This window comes from Pseudorhizobium tarimense (genome assembly GCF_022968135.1).
Classification (GTDB): domain Bacteria; phylum Pseudomonadota; class Alphaproteobacteria; order Rhizobiales; family Rhizobiaceae; genus Neorhizobium; species Neorhizobium tarimense.
Genome location: NZ_JALJRA010000009.1, coordinates 156,480 through 182,822, shown reverse-complemented (window position 1 = coordinate 182,822; position 26,343 = coordinate 156,480). Strand labels below are relative to the sequence as shown.

Sequence of the window (26,343 nt, the reverse complement as noted above, 5' to 3'; positions counted from 1 at the left end):
AATCATTCGCCCGCAGCATCAGGCAGCACGCAGGCGCCGGCCCGCCGGCCGTGCCAGGGATCTTGCAATGTCGATGATGTCATCGCGCCCAGCAGTCGGATCTTCCTTGTTCCAGGCCACACCTAACCCGATCTTCAAGTCCACTCCCCTCACCTTCTTCAGTTCGATGCTGCGGTTGGGAAGATCCCGTGTCCATTCCGGGACAAAGCCAACGCCAAGACCTGCCGAAACAAGTGAGACCATGGAGAAGGTGTCATCACAGCTATAGGCAACACGACCTGCCAGATCATGCTCCTCGAACTTCTCAGCAAAATAACGCTCCGTGTAAGACAGGTTGGAGCGGGAGAAGGAGATAATCTTCTGATCACGCAGATCCTCGATCCCGACATCCTCCATGGCTGCAAGCGGGCTGTCCTTCTGGACTGCCAGAAGATAGCGCTCATGCGAGATGGAGAAGAACCTCAGCGAGCCGATGTTTTCCACCGGCCGGATGAAGCCGAGATTGAGCTGGCCTGCTTCTATGCTGCGAATGATGCCACCGGTGGAGCCGCTGGCGGTGTGGATGCGGATACCGGGGCACTTCCTTGCAATGCGCGACAGGAATGACGGCAGGACACCGATGGTGGCCGGATAGATCGTGCCGATCCGGATTTCCCGCGATCCCTTGCCGTCAGCAGAGCGCGCCAGCTCTGTCGAAAGGCTGATATCACCGAGGATCCTGATGCAGCGGTCGTAGAAGACCTCCCCTGCCCGTGTCAGCTCCACCTTCCGGGTCGTGCGATGCAGCAGCTGCACCCCCAGATGCTTCTCCAGCGCCTGGACCTGCGTGCTCAGCGCCGGCTGGGCAATACACATCCGCGCTGCCGCCCTGCCGAAGTGCAGCTCCTCGGCCACTGCCACGAAGTAGGAAAGCTGGCGAAGTTCCATGGCGCGCCTCAAACCGAATGGCTACATTTTGTTCTTATAACACTCCATAATGTTCGTGGCCAGACTGGTGTTTCCAAGGAACAGAATGTTCCTATGGAAATTCTTTCTAAACAGCTCCAAGGACGTGCAAAGCAGCTCGGCATATCAAATGCGGAGGCGGCACGCCGCGTCGGTTTGGACGAGAGACGCTATGCTCACTACGCATCGGGACGAAGAGAACCTGATCTGGCTACGCTTGTACGGATTGCCGCCGCCCTTGGCACCACCCCAAACTGGCTTCTAGGAATAAACGCTGCTCCCAACGAGGATCCCCAAGTTTCTGCGTTGCTTGACCGCTTCGCTAACGCGGCAAGCGGGATGACCCTTCAAGACTTGGAGCTGTGTGTAATCCAGGCAGAAGCTGTTGTCGCGGCTGATCGGAATAAACGCTCGAAGAATGGGTCTTAGCTAGTCCAAATCCACCAGGCAAGATGCCGGCCGGTTCACACGGCGAGAGGGAGCGGCCAACGAGAGCCCGATCTGTAACCGCTCGCCAGGACTGCGTCTGCCCTCGGTGTCACCTTAGAAGACCTGATCGCTTAAAATATTGATCGCACAAAGGTACTGCTGAAGAACTCTTTCAGGAACCCATTGCTACGGCTTTGAAACCGTTCGCGTCCGAGGAACGTCGTACGTTGGTCACTATGATCGAAGCACTTGAAAGTACAAGATGGGAGCACACTGGTTCTTGACGTTGTGGGCTGATGCTTGGGCACCCACTGGTGTGCTGCTATAAGCTATGCACCATGTAGCACCGCAGGCGCTCCGCCAGGGCTCATCAGCTCGCCCATCATTCGGCAACCGATACACATTGGATGAAGGATCCGGCCAAGCGGCATCTATGCCGCTTCCTCAGAGCAAGAATAGGGCGTCACCTTCCTCGGCCGCATCGGAACTCGCCGCTATCTCTGGACGGAAGTCACCATCTAAAAGGCAATCAACATGGACCTATTGTCGCTCCACCAATGATGCCGAAGACAGCCCGATGCTCAGATTAACGTGCTCACGGCTCTGGCATGGGCCTCATGCCATCTGCCGCAGCTGTTCCTGTTCCGCAGATAGCCTCCAATTGCCTTCTCCGGCATCGGCCGGGCGAAGAGGTAGCCCTGATAGCCGTCGCAACCGGCGGTGGCGAGGAATTGCAGTTGGGCGTGGCTCTCGACGCCTTCCACGATGCACTGCAGGCCGAGGTTCTGGCACATTACGGCGATCGTGCGCATGATGTCGCGGGCGCTGGCGTCCTTCTCCAGGTCGAGGATGAATGAGCGATCCACCTTGATCCGGTCGACCGGCAAACGGCGCATGTAGCTGAGGCTGGAATAGCCGGTACCGAAATCGTCGAGCGCACCAGCCTCCCTGCTCGCCCTACCTCACAACCCGCTCGACCGCATTCCGTTCCGGTGCGGCGTACAAGATCATGAGGATGCGTTGCAGACGATAGCGAAGCTCGATTTCAGCACTGCAGAGCCTGAGCCAGAGCTTGCGGAACTCGGCAAACCCGGGAAGTGTTATTTCATTGAAAGGAGAAACCCCATGGCCGACAAGAACAAGGACGAGATGGCACAGGAAGCGGTCGAGAACCGCGACGGTACTGCGCAGACGGGCGGTGCGAAGAACCCGGCCGGCCCGCACGCCAAGGACACGCTTGTAGATAAACAAAAAACGCCGGGAGCCGGATCCCTTCCCGACGAGAAGGGGCGTGAAGCCGACGTCGGTCCCGACTGAGTGCGACGCCTTGGCGCTTGTCAGGAACGATCCGCGGATCTAGAGCGAGGGGCAGGATCAAGCCGGAAGACCTGATGTCGGGCAAAACCATCACCCTCTACGAAGCTATCGGCGGCGACGTGACCGTCCGTGCCCTTACCAGACGCTTTTACCAGCTGATGGACACGCTGCCCGAAGCAAGGCACTGCCGGGCCGTCCATCCGGCAAGCCTCGAAGGCAGCGAGGCGAAACTCTACGACTACCTCACCGGCTACCTCGGGGGCCCGCCGGTTTATGTCGAGAAGCATGGGCATCCGAGGCTTCGATCCCGGCACTTCGGCGCGTCCATCGGACCTCGAGAAACTGAGGAATGGCTACTTTGTTTTCGTCGCGCGCTGGACGAAACAGTTGAGAACCCGAAGCTTCGCGACATCATCTGGCCGCCGATCGAGCGGCTCGCTTCCCACATGCAGAACAGGGAATAGCGCGGTGGAAAGATTCCATATTCTGCGGCCGTTCATCCTGTTTCTAAGCGGCATCTTTGGGGCGGCCGGCGTGGCACTCGCCGCTGCAGCAAGCCATGGCGGCGATGCACGACTGCTCGGCTCCGCCTCGACCATGTGCCTCGTCCATGCACCTGCACTTCTTGCACTGCACCTGGGACACCGCCAGTTTAAAACGGCGACTATGGCCGCCCTGGTGATCGGCTTGGGGACTTTCGTATTCGCAGGAGATCTTCTCATGCGTCACTTTGGCGGCAGCGGACTATTCCCGATGGCAGCACCCATCGGTGGCACGACCATGATCCTGGGTTGGATAGTGGTGGCAGTGGGTGCCCTGCTCCCAAGCCGCCCTCCCGCCGATTGAGCCTAGCGCCGGAACGTCAAAATCCTGTTTGTGCCGATGACGGGAGCTGACGGGACCGTCTCTCGTCGCTCTGCCGGAAACGGTATGACATCGGCCATGTCCGCGTGAGAACGCAAGGGTTCCACAAGCAGAGAATAAAGCTCCGGCACGAGGCCATCTCCGTTTTGCTGCGCCAGCTTGTGAAGCCCAATCAACAGGCTGACATCAGGGCCTTGTTCGTTCATTGCTCCGCTCCTTCATTGACTGCAGCGCCCGTTCGAGGCTCGACTTCGAACCGTTACGCAGCGGGATGAAGGTCTTTCCGAATTTCTTGCATCCGGTCTTCACCCGCAGACACGCGTCATGGCTGATACAGTCGATGGGGCAGAAGACGCAGTCGACGGAGGGGAGAACGGTATCAATGCGCGACACCGCTTCGCGCAGTCCGCCATCGTGGTGAATGAGTTGGGCGCCGTGGTTGGTGGCAATCTGGCGGAGATGTGCAACCTGGCAGTCACGGCCCCCGACATAAAGGAAGCTGCGGATCGCTCCCGACTGGTCTGTCGATGCGCCATCGGCCGACTGCTGCGCCTGCGCGCCGCTGCGGCTCGCCTTCTTGCCCTTCTTCGCCATGCTTCTCCCCTTGTTGCGGGAGGCCGAAATTCGGCCGCCCCTCTCTGAGTTGATGGCGACCTTATTAAACTTGATTTTTATAGTAAAGATTAAATTTGCAGCTGACGCCCAGCGTCTGACATTCCAAAGTTTTACCGTTTGATAAATTTTTGGCCTGTGTTAGCCTGCTTCCAATAGTTGTCCATGAAGCCATAAAAGAGGGAACGCAGATGGATCGACTGGGAAGCGGGATACAGGCTGACCGCCTGTCTCCCGAGCAATACGCCGTCAATTTTTCCGATCTCCACCCGCGCCTTGACAAGCATGAGGCGCTGGTTGCAGCCGACCGCTGCTATTTCTGCTACGACGCGCCGTGCATGACGGCTTGTCCCACCGCAATCGACATTCCGCTGTTCATCCGGCAGATCTCTACCGGCAACCCGCTAGGGGCGGCCAAGACGATCTTCGACCAGAACATCCTCGGCGGCATGTGCGCCCGCGTCTGTCCCACCGAGACGCTCTGCGAACAGGCGTGCGTGCGCAACACGGCGGAGGACCGACCGGTCGAGATCGGCAAGCTGCAGCGCTATTCGACCGATATTGCCATGGAAACGAACCGCCAGTTCTACCAGCGTGCGGCATCGACCGGACGGCGGGTGGCGGTGGTCGGCGCAGGGCCGGCCGGGCTTGCCTGTGCGCACCGCCTTTCCATGCACGGGCACAGCGTAATCGTGTTCGATGCGCGGGAGAAGGTCGGCGGTCTGAACGAGTATGGTATCGCCACTTACAAGGCGACGGAGAATTTCGCGCAGCGCGAAGTGGACTACGTCACCGCCATCGGCGGCATCGAGATCCGCAATGGTCAGGTCCTTGGTCGAGACTTCACGCTTGCCGACCTCACCGCGGAATTCGACGCCGTCTTCCTCGGCATCGGCCTTGCGGGCGTCAACGGCCTTGGCATCGAGGGCGAGGAACTGAACGGCGTCGAGGATGCGGTGCAGTTCATCGCAGCTCTGCGACAGGCCAAGGACAAGTCAGAGGTGCCGGTCGGGCGGCGGGTTGTGGTGCTCGGCGGCGGCATGACCGCCATCGACGCGGCAATCCAGGCCAAGCTTCTCGGCGCCGAAGAGGTGACGATCTGCTATCGCCGCGGCAAGGAAAGCATGAACGCCTCCGGCTACGAGCAGGATCTTGCCGCCTCGAACGGCGTGATCATCCGCCACTGGCTGGCGCCCAAACGCATCCTGGGCAAGGACGGCGCGGTGGCAGGCATCGAGTTGGGTTACACCAAGGCCGAAAATGGCAAGTTGGTCGGGACCGGCGAGACCGGCATTATCGCCGCCGATCAGGTGATGAAGGCGATCGGCCAGACCTTTGCGACGAGCGGTCTCGGCAGCCTGCGGATCGAGGCAGGCCGGGTTTTCACGGACGCGGAAGGCCGCACCTCGGTCGAGGGTATTTGGGCTGGCGGCGATTGCGTCGGCAGGGGCGAAGATCTGACCGTCACCGCGGTTGCGCAGGGGCGCGACGCCGCCGAAAGCATCAACAGGCAGCTTGCCGCCGGCGCTCAACCCGCCGCCGCGGTCGCCTGAGGAGGAACGGACATGGCTGATATCCGCAACAACTTCGTCGGCATCAAGTCGCCAAACCCCTTCTGGCTTGCCTCCGCGCCGCCGACTGACAAGGCCTACAATGTCGAGCGTGCCTTTCAGGCGGGCTGGGGCGGCGTCGTCTGGAAGACGCTAGGCGAGGAAGGCCCCCCGGTCGTCAACGTCAACGGACCGCGTTACGGTGCGATCTGGGGCGCCGACCGCCGGCTATTAGGGCTGAACAACATCGAGCTGATCACCGACCGCGACCTTTACGTGAACCTGCGCGAAATGAAGGAGGTGAAGAAGAAGTGGCCGGACCGCGCCATAGTCGCCTCCATCATGGTGCCGTGCGAGGAGGATGCCTGGAAGGCGATCCTGCCGCTCGTGGAAGAGACGGAAGTCGATGGCATTGAGTTAAACTTCGGCTGCCCCCACGGAATGTCCGAACGCGGCATGGGATCGGCCGTCGGCCAGGTGCCGGAATATATCGAGATGGTGGTGCGCTGGTGCAAACAGTACAGCCGCATGCCGGTGATCACCAAGCTGACGCCGAACATTACCGACATCCGCTACCCGGCGCGCGCCGCCAAGCGCGGCGGCACCGACGCGGTGTCGCTCATCAATACGATCTCCTCGATCGTGTCCGTCAATCTCGACACCTTCTCGCCCAATCCCTCGATCAATGGCAAGGGCAGCCATGGCGGCTACTGCGGCCCGGCCGTGAAGCCGATCGCGCTCAACATGGTGGCCGAGATCGCCCGCGACCCGGAAACCTACGGCCTGCCGATCTCCGGCATCGGCGGGGTGACGACCTGGCGCGATGCGGCGGAATTCTTGGCCCTTGGTGCAGGCAACGTGCAGGTCTGCACCGCGGCCATGACCTATGGCTTCAAGATCGTCCAGGAGATGATCACCGGCCTTTCCGACTGGATGGATGCCAAGGGGCACCGCTCGCTCGACGACATCTGCGGCCGCGCCGTCGGAAACGTCACCGACTGGCAGTACCTGAACCTCAACTACGTGACGAAGGCGAAGATCGACCAGGATCTCTGCATCAAGTGCGGCCGCTGCCACATCGCTTGCGAGGACACCTCGCACCAGGCGATCACCAGTGTCGTCAACGGCGTTCGCCACTTCGAGGTAATGGAAGACGAATGCGTCGGCTGCAACCTCTGCGTCAACGTCTGTCCCGTCGAGAACTGCATCACAATGGAAGCGCTTGGTGCGGGCGAACTGGACAAGCGCACTGGCAAGACTGTTGATCCGCAATACGCGAACTGGACAACGCATCCGAACAACCCTGCGGCAGCTCCCGTAGCGGCCGAGTGAGGGAAGCAGCCCTGCGTGAGCTTCTCGACAGGGCTGCAGAAGACCAATTCCCAAGCAACATCGACTCACGTGCTGCAGTGCGAAAGTCCGGCCGATTTTTTAACTGCGAGTTAGCCGATCTCTGCCAAGTGTTAAGCGGGAGTTTCTGTGGTGCGGCTTGAAGCCGCGCCGCGACATACTTGCTTGTCCAACCGGGATTCAAGATTATGACATTTAAGGATCTAGGAATTTCCAAGAAGATCGGTCTTCTTGTGGTTGTAATGGGAATTTCCTCCCTCATCATCGCTGCAATCTCCGGCAGCGGGCTCTATGGCTTGCAGCAGGCGATGACGAACGTCGGTGCGCGCGAGGAAACGGCACGCGAAGCGATGGATCTGCGGGTCGATATCATCGCCATCAGCCGCATGACCTACCAGCTCGCCGCGGCGCCGGAAAAGGCCGCGGACTTTCGTGCCGAAACGGAAAAGCGTGCGGCAGAGATGCTCGACCGCCTGCCCAAGATCGAATCCACGGCTGACGCAACGGAGCTGGATCAGCTGAAGACGATCCGCGCGGCGATAGACAGCTACTTTAACGAAATCCGCGCCATGGTGAGGGTCGCTGAAAGCAATCCTTCGGATGCAGCGGCCATCTCCGCCGCACTTGGCAAGGCACTGGCCGGCCAGAAAGTCGTGACCGACACCGTCAAGGTCTACAGCAAGTACTCCGGCGAAGAGCTGGCCGCTGCCCGCGCTGAAGCCCTTTCCTCTTCGTCCACCGCGATGATCGTGGCAGCAGCATCCGCGCTGGCATTCACTGTGATCGGCGCTGCCATCAGCACTCTGGTTGCCCGCCGCGGCATCGTTCTGCCGATCCGCTCGCTGACCCAGGCGATGAGCCGCCTTGCGCAGGGCGACCTCCAGGACACGTCCGTCGATGCCGGCCGCAAGGACGAGATTGGCGAAATGGGCCGTGCCGTCGACGTCTTCCGCAAGAACGCGCTCGCCGTGCAGGAACTGAAGTCGCAGGAAGCAGCACTCCACGAGCGCAGCAGCGACCTGCAGTCGAGCATTGCGACAGTCGTCGCTGCGGCTGTTGCCGGTGACTTCTCCGGCCGCATCAGCAAGGACTACCAGAACGAAGACCTCAACCGCTTCGCAAAGAGCGTCAACGAATTGGTCGGCAGCGTGGACACCGCGGTTGCCGAAACCCGTCGCGTCATCGCAGCGCTTGCCGATGCCGACCTGACGCAGACCATGAATGGCCAGTTCCAAGGGGCGTTTGCTGAGCTTCAGGCCAACGTCAACGCCACGATGGTAACGCTGCGTGCCACCATGAACGATGTTCGCGGTGCCGCAAGCACGATCAACGACAAGTCGGCAGAGCTGAGCTCCGCTGCCAACGATCTGTCCAAGCGGACGGAACAGCAGGCTGCGGCTCTCGAAGAAACGGCTGCGGCTCTCGACGAGATCACCGCGACCGTCCGTGCCTCCTCCTCGCGTGCCAACGAGGCTCGCGACATGGTTCACGAGACGCGCCAGAGTGCGGCAAAGTCGGGCGAAATCGTCCGCAGCGCCGTCGACGCCATGGGCCGTATCGAGGACTCTTCCAACAAGATCAGCCAGATCATCACCGTGATCGATGAGATCGCCTTCCAGACCAACCTGCTGGCTCTGAACGCCGGCGTAGAGGCGGCCCGTGCCGGCGAAGCCGGCCGCGGCTTTGCAGTCGTTGCCCAGGAAGTCCGTGAACTGGCACAGCGCTCCGCCAATGCTGCCAAGGAGATCAAGACGCTGATCACCGCGTCGGCCTCCGAAGTGGAAGGTGGCGTCGCGCTCGTCCGCTCGACCGGCGATGCTTTGCTGGAAATCGAAAACCTCGTCAACCGCGTCAACGGCCACGTCGAGTCGATTGCAACGGCTGCCCGGGAACAGTCGACGGCGCTTGGTGAGATCAACTCCTCGGTCAACCAGATGGACCAGATGACACAGAAGAACGCAGCCATGGTGGAAGAAACCACTGCGGCCAGCACGACGCTCGCCCAGGAGAGCTTCCAGCTGCAGACCATGCTCCAGAACTTCAAGCTCGACGGCCACTCCGGCATGTCTGGACACAAAGTCCGTGCGGCCGCCTAAGCGACCCGATCACTCTCCAGCCCAAGGCCCGGCAGCACCCGCTGCCGGGCCTTTTCATTTGGCTGCTCCGTCGGCATGAAGCCGGCCGATGCAAGAGCGCCCGTGGGGAACAATCAGTCGCTCCCGTCATTGCTGCTCGGGTGCGCACAGGAGAACCGCCCCGTGATCAGCGATCTTTGGTATAAGAACACCGTCGTCTATTGCCTCTCTGTCGAAACCTTCATGGACGCCAATGGTGACGGTGTGGGCGATTTCGAGGGCCTGTCCCGTCGGCTCGATTACCTCGCAGGCCTCGGTGTTGGCGCCATCTGGCTGATGCCGTTCCAGCCCTCGCCGGGCAAGGACGACGGCTACGACATCACCGACTACTACAACGTGGATCCGCGCTACGGGACGCTCGGCGATTTTGTCGACTTCACCCATGGCTGCAAGCAGCGCGGCATCCGGGTCCTGATCGATCTGGTAGTCAACCACACCTCAAACCAGCATCCCTGGTTCCAGTCGGCCCGCAGCGACCCCAACTCCCCCTACCGCGACTGGTACGTCTGGTCGAACACGAAGCCTGCGGATGCCGATCAGGGCATGGTCTTCCCGGGCGTGCAGGACAGCACCTGGACGCGGGACGAGAAGGCAGGCGGATACTACTTCCACCGCTTCTATGAGTTCCAACCGGACCTCAACACGGCCAATCCCATGGTTCAGGAGGAAATCCTGAAGATCATGGGCTTCTGGATCCAGCTCGGCGTCAGCGGCTTTCGCATGGATGCCGTGCCCTTCGTCATCGCCGAGAAGATTCCCGGCGTGAAGGAGGCGAAGGAGCACTTCGACATGCTGCGGACCTTCCGCGAGTTCCTTCAGTGGCGCAAGGGCGACTCGATGATCCTCGGGGAAGCGAACATCCTGCCGGAGGAAAACCTGAACTACTTCGGCGACGACGGCGACCGCATCCAGATGATGTTCAACTTCCAGGTCAACCAGACGCTGTTCTATGCCCTGGCGAGCGGCGACACGCGCCCGATGATCGAGGCGCTTGAGAGGACGAAGCCGAAGCCGGGCACGGCTCAATGGGGCCAGTTCCTGCGCAACCACGATGAACTCGACCTCGGACGCCTCGACAAAAATCAGCGTCAGGCGGTCTTCGCCGCCTTCGGCCCGGACAAGAACATGCAGCTTTACGACCGTGGCATCCGCCGTCGTCTGGCGCCGATGCTGGGCGGCGACCAGCGCCGGCTCGAGCTGGCTTACAGCCTGATGTTCTCGCTGCCCGGCACGCCGGTGATCCGCTACGGCGACGAGATCGGCATGGGCGACGACCTGAAACTTCCGGATCGCAACAGCTGCCGCACACCAATGCAGTGGTCTGACGAGCCGCAGGGAGGCTTCACCAAGAGCGACAAGCCGGTGCTGCCGGTGATCTCCGAGGGGCCGTTCGGCTACGAGCACATCAATGTCGCCGAGCAGCGACGATCGCCGGAGTCTCTTCTGAACTGGATGGAGCGGCTGATCCGGATGCGCAAAGAAGCGCCCGAGATCGGCTGGGGCGACTTCACGGCGCTCGACACGAAGGATCCTGGCGTACTGGCGCTGCGCTACGACTGGCGCAACAACGCGGTGCTGATCATTCACAACCTCCACCCGGAACCGGTGGAGATCGATCTTGATGTCGGCTGCGGCGAGCAGGGTCGGTTGCTGATCGACATTGCCGACAGCCAAAGCAGCGAAGCCGACGAGAATAGCCGGCACCGGCTCCTGCTGGAGGCACACGCCTATCGCTGGTTCCGTGTCGGCGGTCTCGACTACATCCTGAGACGCACGGAGATCTGAACCTGGTCAGACGGCGTTTGGCTTTTCCTGCTCCTGCAGAATGTCCAGCATTGCCCGCATGGCGCGCGTCACATGGCGCTCGCGGTGGTGCAGGACGGAGAAGGCCCGCACAGGCATCGGAAAATCGACGGCGCGGACCCGGCCTGAGAAATGATGCGAGCGTGCGGCACGGCTTGAAATCACCGTTGCGCTGAGTCCCGCCTCGACGGCAGCAATTGCCGCTTCGTTCGAGGGCAGTTCCAGCACGATGGACAGGTCTGCCGGATCAAGGCCCAGCGCCTGAAGCTCTCGCTCGAAGGCGGAACGCGTGCCGGAGCCGACCTCGCGCATGATCCAGCTGGTTTCCATCAGTTCCGACGGCAGGATCGCCTGCCGATCAGCCCATGGATGCCGGTTGCCGACGACGAGCAACAGATGGTCTTCGGCCACTTTGGTACGCACGAGTTCGGGGGAATCGATCTCACCCTCGACGACCCCGAGCTGCGCCCGCCCGGATATGACCGCTTCCGCAGCGCTTCTGGTATTGCCGACGACAAGCTCCAGGTCGACCCGCGGGAAGCGCTCGTGATAGGCGACGAGGCGCGATGGCAGCCAGTAGCTGGCAACCGTTTGGCTGGCGTGGAGCCGCAAGGTGCCGCTCGCCGTCCCGCCGAGATCCGCCAGCATGTGTTCTGCCGCCCCTGCTCGCTCCAGCAGCGCCTTTGCCTCCGGCAGGAAGAGGCGTCCCGCCTCCGTCAGCTCAATGCGACGGCCGATCCGATTGAAGAGGATCACCCCGTGGCGCTGTTCAAGCGCAGAAACCGCAGCACTCGTGGCCGACTGCGTCATGTTGAGCGCAGCCGCCGCCCGCGTCACATGCTGGCGCTCTGCCACTTCCACAAATACCCGCAGCTGATCCAGCGTCATCGCAACCGTTCGACATTATCGATCAATAGGAGCGATATTACGCGTTGGAATTGTGTTTGGAAGTGGATGAGAATGGATTTGCATGATTAGAACGAGATTTAGAATATGCATGACACTCTGGCCGAACATCAACAAACTCATTCCGCGCGCTTTTCTCACCCCCTCCTGAATGGACTTTTGTTGACCGCTGGGATCGCTCTTTCAGCGATGGCGTTCCGAACGGCCAGCGGCTGGCAGTGGCTGAGCCCGCTGATCCTGTCGATCGTGATGGGAATGGCGCTCGGCAATGTCATTCGGCTTCCTGCAAGCTCGTCGCACGGGATCGCCTTCGCCATGCGACGCCTGCTGCGCGCCGGTATCGTTCTCCTCGGTCTGCAGGTGACGCTTGGACAGATCCTCTCCCTCGGCATCGGTGGACTGGCTGCCGTCACGGTGACGCTGACGGTCACCTTCGTCGCCATCCGCCTTGCGGGGCGCGCCATGGGCGTCGACCCGGCATTGACCGACCTCATCGCCGCCGGCACCTCGGTTTGCGGCGCCTCGGCCGTGATTGCGGCAAACACGGTGGCACGGGGCCGTGATGAGCAGGTGGCCTACGCCGTCGCCTGCGTCACCATTTTCGGTTCCGTCTCAATGCTGCTGTTTCCGCTAATCGCCGGCGTGCTGCCGCTCGACGCCACCGGCTATGGCGTCTGGACCGGGGCCACCATCCACGAGGTGGCCCAGGTGGTCGCCGCAGCCTTCCAGGGCGGCGACGTGGCGGGCCAGTCAGGCACGATCGCTAAGCTGACGCGGGTCGTGCTGCTTGCCCCGCTGGTCATGACGATGGCGATTGCTGCACGCCGCGCTGCAGGCGGTGGATCGGCGGCCTCAGCCCCGACACCTTGGTTCGTGCTCGGCTTTATCGCGATGGTTCTCTTCAACAGTGGCTTCGATATCCCTGCAGAAGCGCAGGCGGTAACGGGCCTCCTCACGACATTCCTGCTTTCCACGGGACTTGCGGCCATGGGGCTGCACACCAATCTGGCGCGGCTGAAGGCCCAAGGGGTCCGCCCGCTGGCGCTCGGCGCCTTCGGCTGGCTCTTCATTTCCGTCTTTGGCTTGGCCATGGTGAAACTCACAGGCTTCTAGATCACGGCTCTGACTGAATCCCGATCTTCAGGCCGGACATGAACAACTGCTCGAGGTAGCGGGCCGCATCCTCGAAGCGGCCCTCGCCTGCCCGCCTTTCCCCAAGCACGGCACGCACCTGGACGTCGAAATCCGCATAATGCTGCGTCGTCGCCCAGATGGAAAAGATCAGGTGGTACGGGTCGCATCGCGCAAGCTTGCCGGCCTTGATCCAGGCCCGGATGACCTCAGCCTTTTCATCGACGAGAGCCTTCAGCGGGCCTTTCAATTCGTCCTCGATATGCGGTGCTCCCTGCAGGATCTCGTTGGCGAAGAGCCGGCTCTCCCGAGGAAAGTCGCGAGACATCTCGAGCTTGCGGCGGATATAGGAGCGGATCTCCGACTCCGGGTCGCCATCGGCGTCAAAGGCCTGCAGCGGGTCGAGCCAGGTGAACAGCATCCGCTCCAGAAGTGTGCGGTGGATCGCTTCCTTCGTGCGAAAATAGTAGAGGAGGTTCGGCTTAGACATGCCCGCGACTTCGGCGATCTGGTCGATCGTGGTGCCCCGGAAGCCGCTGGAGGAGAAGACGTCGAGCGCGGCATCAAGGATGCGCTCTTCCTTTTCTTCCTGGATCCGCGTCCGCCGCTGCGTCTTTGCCGCCCGTGGTACAGCCATCCCCTCTCGTCATCCCCTGTCGTTGCGCTTCCGCCGCCTGCCTCAGGCGCTTTTGGCACTGCTGGCGACTTTTCGTGATTTTCGTCTTGAGTGGCGGCGCGGAAATTGTATGTTTTTACCAACCGGTCAAATTATCAGCGACAAGTCCAACAAAGGCAATGTTGAGTTTCACTGCTGACGGGGCAGGAAACAGAGAACCGGCGGGAACAGCATAAGCCGCCAAAGCGGCTCAAACAGGTGAGGATGTGGCTGATGGTGGCAGCACCCGGCGAGAACCTGCGCATCAATGGCGACAGGTTGTGGGATTCGCTCATGGACATGGCGAAAATTGGCCCCGGCATCGCCGGCGGCAACAATCGCCAGACGTTGACGGACGCGGATGCCGAGGGACGTAAGCTCTTCCAGACATGGTGCGACGATGCGGGGCTGACGATGGGCGTCGACAAGATGGGCACCATGTTCATGACCCGCGCCGGCACCGACCCTGATGCGCTGCCGGTATACATCGGTTCGCACCTCGACACCCAGCCGACCGGCGGCAAGTATGACGGCGTGCTCGGCGTGCTATCCGGCTTGGAAGTCGTCCGCACTCTGAACGACCTCGGCATCAAGACGAAGCACCCGGTGGTCGTCGCCAACTGGACCAACGAGGAAGGCGCCCGCTTTGCGCCGGCCATGCTCGCCTCGGGCGTCTTCGCCGGCGTCCACGACCTCGACTACGCCTATGCCCGCAAGGACCCCGAAGGAAAGAGCTTCGGCGACGAGTTGCAGCGCATCGGCTGGGTCGGCGAGGAAGAGGTCGGTGCGCGCAAGATGCACGCCTACTTTGAATATCATATCGAACAGGGCCCGATCCTCGAGGCCGAGAACAAGCAGATCGGCGTCGTCACCCACTGCCAGGGGCTCTGGTGGCTGGAGTTCACGCTGACGGGCAAGGAAGCCCACACCGGCTCCACCCCGATGACCATGCGCGTCAATGCCGGTCTTGCTATGAGCCGTATCCTGGAGATGGTGCAGGAGGTGGCGATGAACGAGCAGCCGGGCGCCGTCGGCGGCGTCGGACAGATGTTCTTCTCCCCGAACTCACGCAATGTGCTCCCCGGCAAGGTCGTCTTCACCGTCGACATCCGTACGCCGAGTCAGGAGAAGCTCGACCGGATGCGGGCAAAAATCGAGAAAAAGGCCGCCGAGATCTGCGACGACCTGGGCGTCGGCTGTTCCGTGGAGGCCGTCGGGCATTTCGATCCGGTGACCTTCGATCCGGTTCTGGTCGGGCGCGTCCGCGAGGCGGCCGAGAAGCTCGGCTACAGCCACATGGATATCATCTCCGGCGCCGGTCATGATGCCTGCTGGGCGGCCAAGGTGGCGCCGGCGACGATGGTCATGTGTCCCTGCGTCGGCGGGCTGTCGCACAACGAGGCGGAGGATATCTCGAAGGAATGGGCAAGCGCCGGCGCCGACGTGCTCCTCTACGCCGTGCTGGAGACCGCGGAGATTGTCGAGTGAGCCCAACGCCACTATATTCTAAGCCATCGCGAACTGCGGAGCCTGGCGAATGTCCCCCGCAACTGAAAACCTTGTCCTTGAGCATCTTCGTGCCATCCGTGCGACGCAGGAAAAGCACTCGGAAGACCTGCGCGAGATCAAGACGAGGCTCGGTTTTCTTGAACAGCAGTATGCGAACCTGTCGCACCGTCTTGATCGGATGGACGAGCGCGTACCCAGAATTGAGAAACGCCTCGGCCTGCTCGAAGCCTGAGCAGACAAGCAATCACACCAGACGACGATCAGGACAATAGGCATCGGGCCTCCGGCCCGCATGCGGCCGGTGGTCCCTTGAAACAAGAACAGAGGGAACGGGACCATGAGCACAGTGATCAAAGGCGGAACCATCGTCACCGCCGACCTGACCTACAAGGCCGACGTCAAGATCGATGGTGGCAAGATCATCGAGATCGGCCCAAACCTCTCCGGCGACGAAACTCTCGACGCCTCCGGCTGCTATGTCATGCCAGGCGGCATCGACCCCCATGTCCACCTCGAAATGCCCTTCATGGGCACCTATTCCGCCGATGACTTTGAAAGCGGCACCAGGGCGGCCCTTGCCGGCGGCACGACCATGGTGGTGGACTTCTGCCTGCCGGACCCCGGCCAGTCGCTGCTTGATGCCCTGAAGCGCTGGGACAACAAGTCCACCCGCGCCAATTGCGACTATTCCTTCCACATGTCGGTCACCTGGTGGGGCGAGCAGGTCTTCAACGAGATGAAGGCGGTGGTGCTGAACCACGGCATCAACACCTTCAAGCACTTCATGGCCTACAAGGGTGCGCTGATGGTGAACGACGACGAGATGTTCGCCTCCTTCTCGCGCTGTGCCGAGCTCGGCGCCCTGCCCCTTGTCCATGCCGAGAACGGCGATGTCGTCGCGGCCATGCAGCAGAAGCTGATGGACGAAGGCAATGACGGGCCGGAAGCGCACGCCTATTCGCGTCCCGCCTCCGTCGAGGGCGAGGCCACCAACCGCGCCATCATCATCGCGGATATGGCCGGCGCCCCCCTATACGTCGTCCACACCTCCTGCGAGCAGTCGCACGAGGCGATCCGCCGGGCCCGGCAAAACGGCATGCGCGTCTATGGCGAGCCGCTGATCCAGCACCTGACGCTCGACGAAAGCGAGTATTTCGACAAGGACTGGGATCATGCCGCCCGCCGGGTGATGAGCCCCCCCTTCCGCAACAAGCAGCACCAGGATTCGCTCTGGGCCGGCCTCTCGGCGGGTTCGCTGCAGGTGGTGGCGACCGATCACTGCGCCTTCACGACCGAGCAGAAACGCACCGGCATCGGCGACTTCCGCAAGATTCCAAACGGAACCGGGGGCTTGGAAGACCGCATGCCGATGCTGTGGACCCACGGCGTGGCGAGCGGGCGCATCACCATGAACGAGTTCGTTGCCGTGACCTCAACGAACGTCGCAAAGATCCTCAACGTCTATCCCCGCAAGGGCGCGATCCTGCTCGGCGCGGATGCCGATATCGTCGTCTGGGACCCGAAGCGCTCGAAGACGATCTCGGCGAAGTCCCAGCAGTCGGCGATCGACTACAATGTCTTCGAAGGCAAGCAGGTGACTGGCTTGCCGCGCTACACCCTGACCCGCGGCGTCGTCGCCATCGAGGAAAGCACGGTCAAGACGCAGGAAGGCCACGGCAAGTTCGTCAAGCGCGAGCCCTTCCAGGCGGTCAACAAGGCGCTCTCGACCTGGAAGGAACTGACGGCCCCACGCAAGGTGGAACGAACGGGTATTCCGGCGAGCGGGGTGTAAACGAGCTTATGTCCCTAGTTCTCCACCAGCGCATCCAGTTCGGGCAACAGCACGACGCTCTCCTGCTCGCTGGGATCTGTCCGGGCGATGATTGCCGTGCAGGGCGTGTTGGAGAGATTGGCGGGCAGGTGCGGGACGCCGGCGGGGATGTAGAAGAGCTCGCCGGCATGGACGACGACATGGTGCTCCAGCCGGTCGCCGTACCAGGTGTGGGCCGAGCCGGAGAGCATGTAGATCGCCGTCTCGTGGCTCTGGTGCAGATGGGCCTTCGCCCGCCCGCCCGGCGGGATAGTGAGCAGGTGCATGCAGATCCCGGTCGACCCGACCGTTTCCGCCGCGATGCCTTCGAAATAGCTGAGCCCCTGCTTGCCGTCATAGGTCGAGCCGGGCTTCACGATCCGGCAGGTTGGCTTCGATGATGCGTCCATGCGCGTTCTCCCTTGGCCGAACCCCGCGACCGCCTCTTGAGCGGACATTATCACGGTCGCGGCGATGCCCGATCATATCACGCGCACCAATCTTCGCACCCACAGAACTCATGGCTGGCCACACCGCATGACCGCATCTCCTGCCTCCGTCGTCTCGGCCAGAAAGCTTGGCCTCACCTTCCAGACCAATGATGGCCCGGTTCATGCGCTGTCGGATGTCGATCTGGAGGTGGAAAAGGGCGATTTTGTTTCCTTCATCGGCCCCTCCGGCTGCGGCAAGACGACCTTTCTTCGCGTCATCGCCGACCTGGAGAAGAACACGGGCGGCGAAATCAGCGTCAACGGCATGACGCCGGAAGAGGCACGCAAGGCGCGAGCCTACGGCTATGTCTTCCAGGCGCCGGCGCTCTATCCTTGGCGGACCATCGAGAACAACGTCGCGCTGCCGCTCGAGATCATGGAATATTCGAAAGCCGAGCAGAAGCAGCGCGTCCAACGCACGCTTGACCTCGTCAACCTGGCGGGCTTCGGCAACAAATATCCGTGGCAGCTTTCCGGCGGCATGCAGCAGCGGGCCTCGATCGCCCGAGCACTTGCCTTCGACGCCGACCTGCTGCTGATGGACGAGCCCTTCGGGGCGCTGGACGAGATCGTCCGCGATCACCTCAACGCCCAACTGCTGAAGCTCTGGGCGACGACGGAGAAGACGATCTGCTTCGTCACCCATTCGATTCCGGAGGCCGTCTATCTCTCCACCAAGATCGTCGTCATGTCGCCCCGCCCCGGCAGGGTGACGGACGTGATCGAGTCGACGCTGCCGCGCGAACGGCCGCTGGACATCCGTGAGACGCCGGAGTTCCTGGCAATCGCCCACCGGGTGCGTGAAGGCTTGAGGGCGGGGCACAGCTATGAGGAATGAACGCCTCTCCTCCCGCATTGTCCCCGTTCTCACCATTGTCGCAATCATCATCGCGATCTGGTACCTGGCTGCCATCTGGATGAACGCGCCGTTCCAGCGCGATCTCGACCGGCGCGGTAACGTGACGTCGACGACGATGGAGTTCGTCGGCAAGACACTGTCGCAGCCGAAGCCGGTGGTGCCGGCGCCGCACCAGGTGGTGCAGAATGTGTTCGAGAACACCTTCCTGCGCAAGGTGACGAGCAACCGAAGCCTGGTGTACCATTCCTGGGTGACGCTCTCCTCGACGCTCGCAGGTTTTGCGTTCGGCACGGCTCTCGGCGTGCTGATCGCCGTCGGGATCGTGCATGTGAAGGCGCTTGATCGCAGCCTGATGCCCTGGATCATCGCTTCGCAGACGGTGCCTATCTTGGCGATCGCGCCGATGGTCGTCGTGGTGCTGGCGGCGGTGAATGTCACCGGTCTGATCCCCAAGGCGCTGATTTCGACCTACCTTTCGTTCTTCCCCGTCGCAGTCGGTATGGTGAAGGGCCTGCGCTCGCCGGACCTTATCCATCTCGACCTGATGCGAACCTACAATGCCAGCACCTGGCAGACCTTCTGGAAGCTCAGAATGCCGGCCTCCATGCCTTTCCTGTTCACCTCGATGAAGGTCGCAGTCGCCGCAAGCCTCGTGGGCGCCATTGTCGCCGAACTTCCAACAGGCGCCGCTGCCGGCATCGGCTCAAAGCTGCTCGCCGGGTCCTATTACAGCCAGACGATCGACATGTGGGCAGCGCTGATCGCCGGTTCGCTACTGGCCGCCATGCTGGTGACGATTGTTGGCATAGGAGGACGCGTGGTGGATCGGCGGATGGGAGTCCAGGCGACATGACCCTCCTCCTCCGCTCCGGGCAGGGCGTCCTTACCCTGCTCCTCTGTCTTGTCGCCCTGGTGCGGCTGCCTCTTCTGGCACCGGACGCGCCTTTCCCCTTTGGCATGGAGACCACTGCGCTCATCCTGCTGCTGATCGCCATCGGCGCCCTCGTCTCTTTTCTGCCAATCGGGCGGCTGGCGCGGGTGTCCGTCCTGCTGGTGACGGCGCATCTTGCAGCCTGGCTTCTGATCGGCGGCATTTCCGGCAACGAGGGCCAGGCGCGGCTCTCCTATTTCCTGCTGATCGCCGCAAGCTGGCTCCTTGGCTGGCGGTGCATCTCAGAACTCGCCGAGATCAAGCCATCCAGCCGCCAGTTCACCATGGCGCTCCGCTTGCTGATCCCGGCGATCTTCGGCGCGTGGATCCTGATCCTCTGGGAAGCGATCACACGCGGGGCTGGCATCCCCTTTATCCTTCTGCCTCCACCGTCGGCGATATGGGATCGGATCACCGGTTCGCTCCCGATCCTGGCGGCCGACGTACGCCAGACCATCTTAAAGGCCGTTCTGTTCGGCTACCTGGTTGGCTGCGCCGCAGGCTTCATCGTGGCCATCCTGGCGGACCGAGTGGCCTTCCTGCGGCGCGGCCTTCTGCCGATCGGCAATCTGATGTCGGCTCTTCCTATCATCGGGGTGGCGCCGATCATGGTCATGTGGTTCGGCTTCGACTGGCAGTCGAAGGCAGCCGTCGTCATCGTCATGACCTTCTTCCCTATGCTCGTAAATACTGTGGCTGGCCTCGGTGCATCCGGGTCCATCGAGCGCGACCTCATGCGCTCCTATGCTTCCGGCTATTGGCAGACACTGTGCAAGCTCAGGTTGCCGGCCGCCATGCCCTTCATCTTCAACGCGCTCAAGATCAACTCGACGCTGGCACTGATCGGCGCGATCGTCGCGGAGTTCTTCGGCACGCCGATCGTCGGCATGGGCTTCCGGATCTCCACCGAGATCGGCCGCATGAATGTTGACATGGTCTGGGCGGAGATCGCCGTTGCGGCGCTTATCGGATCGGTCTTTTATGGCGTCGTGGCGCTCGCCGAGCGGGCGACGACGTTCTGGCATCCGTCTAACCGTGGTGGCTAGACGTTTCCGCCTTCCGCAACGACGGAGGGCGGCGAAACCTCAGAGGGAAAGGATAAGAACAATGAGAAATATCCTTATGACATTGATGGCGGGTGCGATGTCGCTTGCGGCAGCGCAGGCGGCCATGGCCGCGGACATAACCCTGCAGCTTAAATGGGTCGCCCAGTCTCAGTTCGCCGGCTATTACGTGGCGCAGGACAAAGGCTTCTACGAGGACGAGGGACTTGATGTCGAGATCAAGGCCGGCGGTCCGGACATTGCGCCGGAACAGGTGATTGCTGGCGGCGGCGCCGACGTCATCGTCGCCTGGATGGGCGGTGCGCTGGTTGCCCGGGAAAAGGGCGTGTCGCTCGTCAACATCGCCCAGCCCTTTCAGAAATCGGGCCTGCAACTCATCTGCCCGAAGGACGGCCCGATCCAAACTGAGGCAGACTTCAAGGGCCACACCCTTGGCGTCTGGTTCTTCGGCAACGAATACCCCTTCTTCGCCTGGATGAACAAACTGGGCTTATCCACCGAGGGCGGAGCGGATGGCGTGAACGTCCTGAAGCAGAGTTTCGACGTCCAGCCGCTCGTCCAGAAGCAGGCCGACTGCATCTCGGTCATGACCTACAACGAGTATTGGCAGGCAATCGATGCCGGCTTCAAGCCGGAGGACCTGGTGGTGTTCAACTATACGGAGATGGGCAACGACCTGCTGGAGGATGGGCTCTACGTTCTTGAAGACAAGCTGCAGGATCCGGAGTTCAAGGAGAACATGGTGAAGTTCGTCCGGGCCTCGATGAAGGGTTGGAAATATGCCATGGAGAACCCTGAAGAAGCTGCGGAAATCGTCATGGACAATGGTGGCCAGGATGAGAACCACCAGAAGCGGATGATGGGCGAGGTCGCCAAACTGATCGGCGATGCGACGGGCAAGCTGGATCCGGCCGTCTACGAGCGAACCGCCCAGGCATTGCTCGACCAGAACATCATCACGAAGAAACCCGAGGGCGCCTACACGACCGAGATCACCGACGCCGCCATGCAACAGTGACTCAAGTATACTGCAATAAGCAAAGAAACGCGCGGCTTAGCGGTCGCGCGTTTACGTAATACATAACAAAAACTGGCTTCACCCATAACCGCTGACGATTGATTTGTGCGGCTTGCGCACGTAAAAGGACCCAACGGATGAAACGCCGGAAGCTGATCTTGTAACTACAGTGATCGGCTCCCAAGTGAACATCGTATATAGGGCCATGAGGGTACGGGATCCCGGGTGACTCGACCCTGATACCGCTCTCCACTTCTTCTGGAACCGACACGCATGCTTCGCAAGTACGCCTCTCTTGCCGGTCTCATCCCGGCTGCCATTCTCGCCCTTGCCGCTCCTGTGCTCGCGCAGGACGAGGAGAAGGCCGCACGCGAACCGACCTCGCCGTCGATCGTTGTCACGGAGGCGGTCGAGAAGCCGCTGACGGATCGCGTTCACGCAACCGGCACCATTCGCCCAGTTCAGGAAGTCTATGTGCAGCCGCTGGTCGACGGACTTTCCATCCGCGAACTGAAGGCCGAGGTCGGCGACCGTGTCGAGGCAGACCAGGTACTGGCGACGCTGAATGACGACACGCTGATCCTGCAGAAGAGCCAGTTGCAGGCGAACAAGGCAAAGGCGCAAGCGGGACTTGCTCAGTACAAGGCACAGGTGATCGAGGCGCAGGCCAACCTCGATGACGCCATCCGCCAGCGCGACCGCGCAACGCGCCTTCAGGAGTCGGGAACCAGCACCGCCTCGCAGGTCGAGCAGGCAACCGCGGCGGCTGAAGTGGCGCAGGCGCGACTTCAGGCTGCGAAGCAAGCCGTCGCCGTCGGTCAGGCCGAGATCGAGGTCGTTGACAGCCAGATTGCCGACATCGACCTGAAGCTGGCGCGGACGGGCGTGAAAACGCCGGTTGCGGGGATTGTCTCCGCTCGCAACGCAAAGGTTGGTGCCATCGCCAGCGGCGCAGGCGAACCCTTGTTCACCGTCATCGAAGACGGCGCGCTCGAACTCGTAGCCGACCTTTCGGAGACGAACATCCAGAAGGTCGAGCCGGGTCAGAAGGCGCAGATGACGATTGCCGGTGGCAATGAGACCACTGAAGGTGAAGTTCGCCTGGTTTCGCCGACCGTCGACCCTGTCAGCCGCCTTGGCTATGTCCGCATTGCCATTGACGAAAAGAGCGGCGCGCGGGCCGGCATGTATGCCAGCGCTGAGATCACCGTAGATCAAAAGACCGCCCTCGCCCTGCCGCTTTCGGCCGTTACCTCCGGCCGCGAAGGCTCCTACGCCCGCAAGGTCGAGGACAACGTCGTCAAGCAGGTTGAGATTCAGACCGGCATTCAGGATGGCGGCTTCGTTGAAATTGCAGACGGCTTGACGGCCGGTGACATGGTTGTCGAAAAGGCTGGTGCATTCGTGCGCGACGGCGATCGCATCTCTCCGGTTACCGCCCAATCGGCCGCTTCGAACTGAGCGAGGACGCAAGATGAACTTCTCCGCCTGGTCGATCCGCAACCCGATCGCCCCGCTGCTCGGCTTTGCGCTGCTGATCTTCTTGGGGCTGCAGTCCTTCTATTCCCTGCCGATCACCCGCTTCCCGAACATCGACGTGCCGGTGGTCTCCGTCACCGTCGTCCAAAGCGGTGCCTCGCCTGCCGAATTGGAAATGCAGGTGACGAAGGAGGTCGAGGACGCCGTGGCCTCGATCAGCGGCGTCGACGAGATTACCTCGACCGTCACCGATGGACAGTCGCAGACCGTCGTGATGTTCCGCATCGAGAAGCCGACCGACGAGGCTGTGCAGGACACGAAGGATGCGATCGACCGCATCCGCAGCGACCTGCCGGCAAGCGCAGAGGAGCCGATTGTCTCGAAGATCGATGTCGAGGGGCAGGCGATCCAGACCTTCGCCGTCTCCTCGCCGAACATGACGCTGGAGGAATTGTCCTGGTTCGTCGATGACGTGATCAAGCGCGAACTGCAAGGACAGCCGGGCATCGGCCGCATCGACCGCTATGGCGGTGCCGACCGCGAAATCCGCATCGCGCTCAATCCTGACAAGCTCGATGCGTATGGCATCACCGCGGTCGACGTGAACAACCAGCTGCGTGGGACCAACGTCGATCTGGGGTCGGGCCGCGGACAGGTTGCCGGTAACGAACAGACCATCCGCACGCTCGGCGACGCACGTACTGTCGCGCAGCTGACGGACACAACAATAGCGCTGCCCGGCGGCCGCTTCGTCAAGATTTCCGAACTTGGCCGGATCTCGGACACCTATGAGGAACAGAAGTCCTTCTCCCGCTTCAACGGCGTTCCCTCCGTCACCTTCGCCGTCTTCCGCGCCAAGGGTGCGAGCGAAGTCTCGGTTGCAGAAACCGTCGAGGAGAGCCTGACGGGTGTCCGCGCCACTCATCCCGACGTCAACATCGAGATGGTGGACGATTCCGTCTACTTCACCTACGGCAACTACGAAGCCGCGCTGCACACGCTGATGGAAGGAGCCCTGCTGGCGGTCATCGTCGTGATGCTGTTCCTGAAGAACTGGCGCGCAACGTTGATTGCGGCCGTGGCGCTGCCGCTTTCGGCGATCCCGACCTTCTGGGTGATGGACCTCCTCGGATTCTCGCTGAACCTCGTGAGCTTCCTGGCTCTGACGCTGGCGACCGGTATCCTCGTCGATGACGCGATCGTCGAGATTGAAAACATCGCTCGCCACATCAAGATGGGCAAGACGCCCTACCGGGCGGCGCTGGAAGCCGCAGACGAGATCGGTCTTGCCGTCATCGCGACGAGCTTCACCATCATTGCCGTCTTCGTTCCGGTGTCCTTCATGCCGGGCATCCCCGGCCAGTACTTCATCCAGTTCGGCCTGACAGTTGCCTTCTCGGTATTCTTCTCATTGATGGTTGCGCGTCTCATCACGCCATTGATGGCCGCCTACTGGATGCGTGCCGAAGACGCGATCGACGATCACCACGACAATGACGGCCGCCTGATGAAGGCCTATACCCGTCTCGTCACCGGCACCACCAGCAAATGGTACATGCGCTACGCAACGCTGCTGGGCGCGATTGCCTTCCTCATTGGTTCGCTCGCGCTCCTGGCCCAGGTGCCCGGCAGCTTCCTGCCGCCGGAAGACTCGTCCCGGATCGTGCTGTCGGTCGAGCTACCGCCGAACGCGACGCTGGACGAGACGGCACAGACAACCGACCAGATCTACGCAGCCGTGCGCGACCTTGAGGGCGTCGAGAGCGTCTTCGTCCTGGGCGGCGCCTCGCCCAAGGGCGACCTCGAACTGCGCCGTGCTACCGTCCGCGTCATCTTGGAAAACATCGACCACTCCCTGTTCAAGACGCTCGTCAACAAGGGGCTGGGATCAATCCCTGTGCTCGGCGAGCTTATCCCGAAGGTGCCGGACAACGGACGCACGCGTCCCCAATGGGAAGTGGAGCGCGAGCTCTTCGAGAAGGTGCGGAGCATTCCGGACGTCCGGATCTCCAAGCTTAACGACCGCGGCGAACGTGAACTCAGCTTTAACTTCCTATCGTCCAGCGAAGAGGACCTGAACCTCGCAGTCAGCCGGTTGGAATCGGAGCTGCGCACCTCGCCGATCCTCGCCAACGTGAGCTCGGAAGGCGCCCTGCCCCGGCCGGAACTGCAGATCCGCCCGCGCAAGGATGAGATGGCCCGCCTCGGCATCACGCCGCAGCAGATCTCCGAGACTGTTCGCGTCGCGACCATCGGCGACATCGACGCGCAGCTGCCCAAGATGTCGATCGACGATCGGCAGATCCCGATCCGGGCGCAGGCGTCGCTCGACCTGCGGCAAGACCTTGCCGCCATCCGTGCACTGAAGATAAAGACCGCCACTGGCGAAATGGTGCCGCTCTACGGTGTTGCCGATGTCGATTATTCGGAAGGCCCGAGCTCGATCAAGCGCTACGACCGCAGCCGGGTCGTCTCCATTGGCTCGGACGTGCCTTTCGGCACGGCGCTCGACACCTCCACGGAGGAGTTTAAGCGTATCGTCAGCGAGACTGAGCTTCCGCCGACGGTGCGACTTGCGGAAAGCGGCGACGCGAAGGTCCAGGCTGAGATGGTTCAAGGCTTCGGCAATGCCATGCTGCTCGGCCTGCTGCTGGTGCTGGTGGTGCTGATCCTGCTGTTCAAGGACGTGATCCAGCCGTTCACTATCCTGTTCTCGCTACCGCTCGCGATCGGCGGCGTGGCGATCGGGCTGATCGTGACGCAGAACGCGCTTTCCATGCCGGTTCTGATCGGCATCCTGATGCTGATGGGCATCGTGACGAAGAACGCCATCCTGCTGGTGGACTTCGCCATCGAGATGCGCCGTCACGGCATGGAGCGGGTGCACGCCATGGTGGAAGCCGGCCGCAAGCGTGCCCGGCCGATCATCATGACATCGATTGCCATGTCTGCCGGCATGCTGCCTTCAGCGCTCGGCGTCGGCGAAGGCGGCTCGTTCCGCGCGCCGATGGCGATCGCCGTGATCGGCGGCATCATCGTCTCGACCGTGCTCTCTCTGGTGGTCGTGCCGGCCTTCTTCCTGATCATGGACGACCTTTCCCGCCTGCTCGGCCGCGTCTTCGGCCGCTTCGTCGGCAGCAAGGAGGAGGAAGAGGAGACGCTCTCCTCCGAACAACTCACGCGGCATGCGGAGGAAACCACCCAGTCGATTGCCACGCTGGAGCAACGCATCGCCTCGATCGAGAAGAAGAACGGCGCGACCGAAGAGCCCGACAAGGGCGGGCAGGGTTCGAACGTGCTGCGGCTCACCCCTTGGGCGGCTGAGTAGCGATTTCGCGGCGCAGGCGATCAGAAACATGTTCAAGGCCGGGTGAAAGCCCGGCCTTTTGCGTTGCACGTCGGCGCAATTGATCGAGGTCAAATGGCTCTATCACCGCGGCTGTTACATTCCCCCCATGACCGGTCTCTGAAACAGCCGGAAGCGC

Annotated in this window: 24 protein-coding genes; 18 read left to right on the top strand and 6 right to left on the bottom strand. The window is 61.9% G+C overall.

Annotation, left to right across the window (positions count from 1 at the left end):
• Positions 1-18 precede the first annotated feature (18 nt).
• Positions 19-927, bottom strand: a complete 909-nt coding sequence (locus MUU54_RS12930; RefSeq protein WP_247244431.1) for a LysR family transcriptional regulator — start codon at positions 925-927, stop codon at positions 19-21.
• Between the two features lie 93 nt (positions 928-1,020).
• On the opposite strand from MUU54_RS12930, the gene MUU54_RS12925 reads away from it, so the two are divergent.
• Positions 1,021-1,374 carry a helix-turn-helix domain-containing protein gene (locus MUU54_RS12925; protein WP_247244430.1) on the top strand — a complete coding sequence of 118 codons (354 nt, stop codon included), beginning with the start codon at positions 1,021-1,023 and terminating at the stop codon, positions 1,372-1,374.
• A gap of 581 nt (positions 1,375-1,955) precedes the next feature.
• On the opposite strand, the gene MUU54_RS12920 is transcribed toward MUU54_RS12925, so the two are convergent.
• Positions 1,956-2,270 (bottom strand): EAL domain-containing protein, encoded by a 315-nt coding sequence (locus tag MUU54_RS12920; protein ID WP_376742089.1) that lies wholly within the window; start codon positions 2,268-2,270, stop codon positions 1,956-1,958.
• Positions 2,271-2,499: 229 nt separating this feature from the next.
• On the opposite strand from MUU54_RS12920, the gene MUU54_RS12915 reads away from it, so the two are divergent.
• The 3 genes from MUU54_RS12915 to MUU54_RS12905 all read left to right on the top strand — a co-directional run bounded on the left by MUU54_RS12915 (position 2,500) and on the right by MUU54_RS12905 (position 3,537).
• Positions 2,500-2,691 carry a hypothetical protein gene (locus MUU54_RS12915; RefSeq protein WP_247244429.1) on the top strand — a complete coding sequence of 64 codons (192 nt, stop codon included), beginning with the start codon at positions 2,500-2,502 and terminating at the stop codon, positions 2,689-2,691.
• Positions 2,692-2,765: 74 nt separating this feature from the next.
• Positions 2,766-3,155 (top strand): group II truncated hemoglobin, encoded by a 390-nt coding sequence (locus MUU54_RS12910; RefSeq protein WP_247244428.1) that lies wholly within the window; start codon positions 2,766-2,768, stop codon positions 3,153-3,155.
• 4 nt (positions 3,156-3,159) lie between these two features.
• Entirely contained in the window at positions 3,160-3,537 is a 378-nt protein-coding gene (locus MUU54_RS12905) for a DUF423 domain-containing protein (protein WP_247244427.1), read from the top strand.
• A gap of 204 nt (positions 3,538-3,741) precedes the next feature.
• Here MUU54_RS12905 and MUU54_RS12900 read toward each other — a convergent pair whose 3' ends face one another.
• Positions 3,742-4,149, bottom strand: a complete 408-nt coding sequence (locus MUU54_RS12900) for a DUF2325 domain-containing protein (protein WP_247244426.1) — start codon at positions 4,147-4,149, stop codon at positions 3,742-3,744.
• A 209-nt stretch (positions 4,150-4,358) separates the two neighbouring features.
• Between MUU54_RS12900 and MUU54_RS12895 the strand changes: the two genes are divergently transcribed.
• The 4 genes from MUU54_RS12895 to MUU54_RS12880 all read left to right on the top strand — a co-directional run bounded on the left by MUU54_RS12895 (position 4,359) and on the right by MUU54_RS12880 (position 10,987).
• Positions 4,359-5,720, top strand: a complete 1,362-nt coding sequence (locus MUU54_RS12895; protein WP_247244425.1) for an NAD(P)-dependent oxidoreductase — start codon at positions 4,359-4,361, stop codon at positions 5,718-5,720.
• Positions 5,721-5,732: 12 nt separating this feature from the next.
• Positions 5,733-7,049 carry an NAD-dependent dihydropyrimidine dehydrogenase subunit PreA gene (gene preA, locus MUU54_RS12890; RefSeq protein ID WP_247244424.1) on the top strand — a complete coding sequence of 439 codons (1,317 nt, stop codon included), beginning with the start codon at positions 5,733-5,735 and terminating at the stop codon, positions 7,047-7,049.
• Between the two features lie 206 nt (positions 7,050-7,255).
• Positions 7,256-9,163 (top strand): methyl-accepting chemotaxis protein, encoded by a 1,908-nt coding sequence (locus MUU54_RS12885; protein ID WP_247244423.1) that lies wholly within the window; start codon positions 7,256-7,258, stop codon positions 9,161-9,163.
• A gap of 162 nt (positions 9,164-9,325) precedes the next feature.
• Positions 9,326-10,987, top strand: coding sequence for an alpha-amylase family protein (locus MUU54_RS12880; protein ID WP_247244422.1), 1,662 nt, complete (start codon positions 9,326-9,328; stop codon positions 10,985-10,987).
• Between the two features lie 6 nt (positions 10,988-10,993).
• Here the strand turns inward: MUU54_RS12880 and MUU54_RS12875 are convergent, their stop codons facing one another.
• Positions 10,994-11,893, bottom strand: a complete 900-nt coding sequence (locus MUU54_RS12875) for a LysR substrate-binding domain-containing protein (protein ID WP_247244421.1) — start codon at positions 11,891-11,893, stop codon at positions 10,994-10,996.
• A gap of 105 nt (positions 11,894-11,998) precedes the next feature.
• Here MUU54_RS12875 and MUU54_RS12870 point away from each other — a divergent pair, with 105 nt between their 5' ends.
• The gene (locus MUU54_RS12870; protein WP_281433317.1) at positions 11,999-13,024 is read left to right on the top strand and encodes a YeiH family protein; all 1,026 of its coding nucleotides are present in this window, start codon (positions 11,999-12,001) and stop codon (positions 13,022-13,024) included.
• A 1-nt stretch (position 13,025) separates the two neighbouring features.
• Here the strand turns inward: MUU54_RS12870 and rutR are convergent, their stop codons facing one another.
• Positions 13,026-13,679, bottom strand: coding sequence for an HTH-type transcriptional regulator RutR (gene rutR / locus MUU54_RS12865; RefSeq protein WP_247244419.1), 654 nt, complete (start codon positions 13,677-13,679; stop codon positions 13,026-13,028).
• Between the two features lie 252 nt (positions 13,680-13,931).
• On the opposite strand from rutR, the gene MUU54_RS12860 reads away from it, so the two are divergent.
• From MUU54_RS12860 to hydA, 3 genes are all read left to right on the top strand, one after another.
• Positions 13,932-15,185, top strand: a complete 1,254-nt coding sequence (locus MUU54_RS12860) for a Zn-dependent hydrolase (protein ID WP_247244418.1) — start codon at positions 13,932-13,934, stop codon at positions 15,183-15,185.
• 49 nt (positions 15,186-15,234) lie between these two features.
• Positions 15,235-15,438, top strand: coding sequence for a hypothetical protein (locus MUU54_RS12855; RefSeq protein ID WP_247244417.1), 204 nt, complete (start codon positions 15,235-15,237; stop codon positions 15,436-15,438).
• A gap of 105 nt (positions 15,439-15,543) precedes the next feature.
• Positions 15,544-16,998, top strand: a complete 1,455-nt coding sequence (gene hydA, locus MUU54_RS12850) for a dihydropyrimidinase (RefSeq protein WP_247244416.1) — start codon at positions 15,544-15,546, stop codon at positions 16,996-16,998.
• A 14-nt stretch (positions 16,999-17,012) separates the two neighbouring features.
• Here hydA and MUU54_RS12845 read toward each other — a convergent pair whose 3' ends face one another.
• A complete protein-coding gene (locus tag MUU54_RS12845) occupies positions 17,013-17,426 on the bottom strand; it encodes a cupin domain-containing protein (protein WP_247244415.1) in 414 nt (137 codons plus the stop codon).
• A gap of 127 nt (positions 17,427-17,553) precedes the next feature.
• On the opposite strand from MUU54_RS12845, the gene MUU54_RS12840 reads away from it, so the two are divergent.
• The 6 genes from MUU54_RS12840 (at position 17,554) to MUU54_RS12815 (ending at position 26,186) form a co-directional block, all read left to right on the top strand.
• Positions 17,554-18,345: an ABC transporter ATP-binding protein gene (locus MUU54_RS12840; RefSeq protein ID WP_247244414.1), complete on the top strand. Its 792-nt coding sequence runs from the start codon at positions 17,554-17,556 to the stop codon at positions 18,343-18,345.
• Entirely contained in the window at positions 18,335-19,219 is an 885-nt protein-coding gene (locus tag MUU54_RS12835; RefSeq protein ID WP_247244413.1) for an ABC transporter permease, read from the top strand. Before MUU54_RS12840 ends, MUU54_RS12835 begins: the two co-directional genes overlap by 11 nt.
• A complete protein-coding gene (locus MUU54_RS12830; RefSeq protein ID WP_247244412.1) occupies positions 19,216-20,343 on the top strand; it encodes an ABC transporter permease in 1,128 nt (375 codons plus the stop codon). The genes MUU54_RS12835 and MUU54_RS12830 overlap by 4 nt, the downstream gene beginning before the upstream one ends.
• Positions 20,344-20,404: 61 nt before the next feature.
• Positions 20,405-21,379 (top strand): ABC transporter substrate-binding protein, encoded by a 975-nt coding sequence (locus MUU54_RS12825; RefSeq protein WP_247244411.1) that lies wholly within the window; start codon positions 20,405-20,407, stop codon positions 21,377-21,379.
• 273 nt (positions 21,380-21,652) lie between these two features.
• Entirely contained in the window at positions 21,653-22,840 is a 1,188-nt protein-coding gene (locus tag MUU54_RS12820) for an efflux RND transporter periplasmic adaptor subunit (protein ID WP_247244410.1), read from the top strand.
• A gap of 13 nt (positions 22,841-22,853) precedes the next feature.
• Positions 22,854-26,186 carry an efflux RND transporter permease subunit gene (locus tag MUU54_RS12815; protein ID WP_247244409.1) on the top strand — a complete coding sequence of 1,111 codons (3,333 nt, stop codon included), beginning with the start codon at positions 22,854-22,856 and terminating at the stop codon, positions 26,184-26,186.
• Positions 26,187-26,343: the final 157 nt, after the last annotated feature.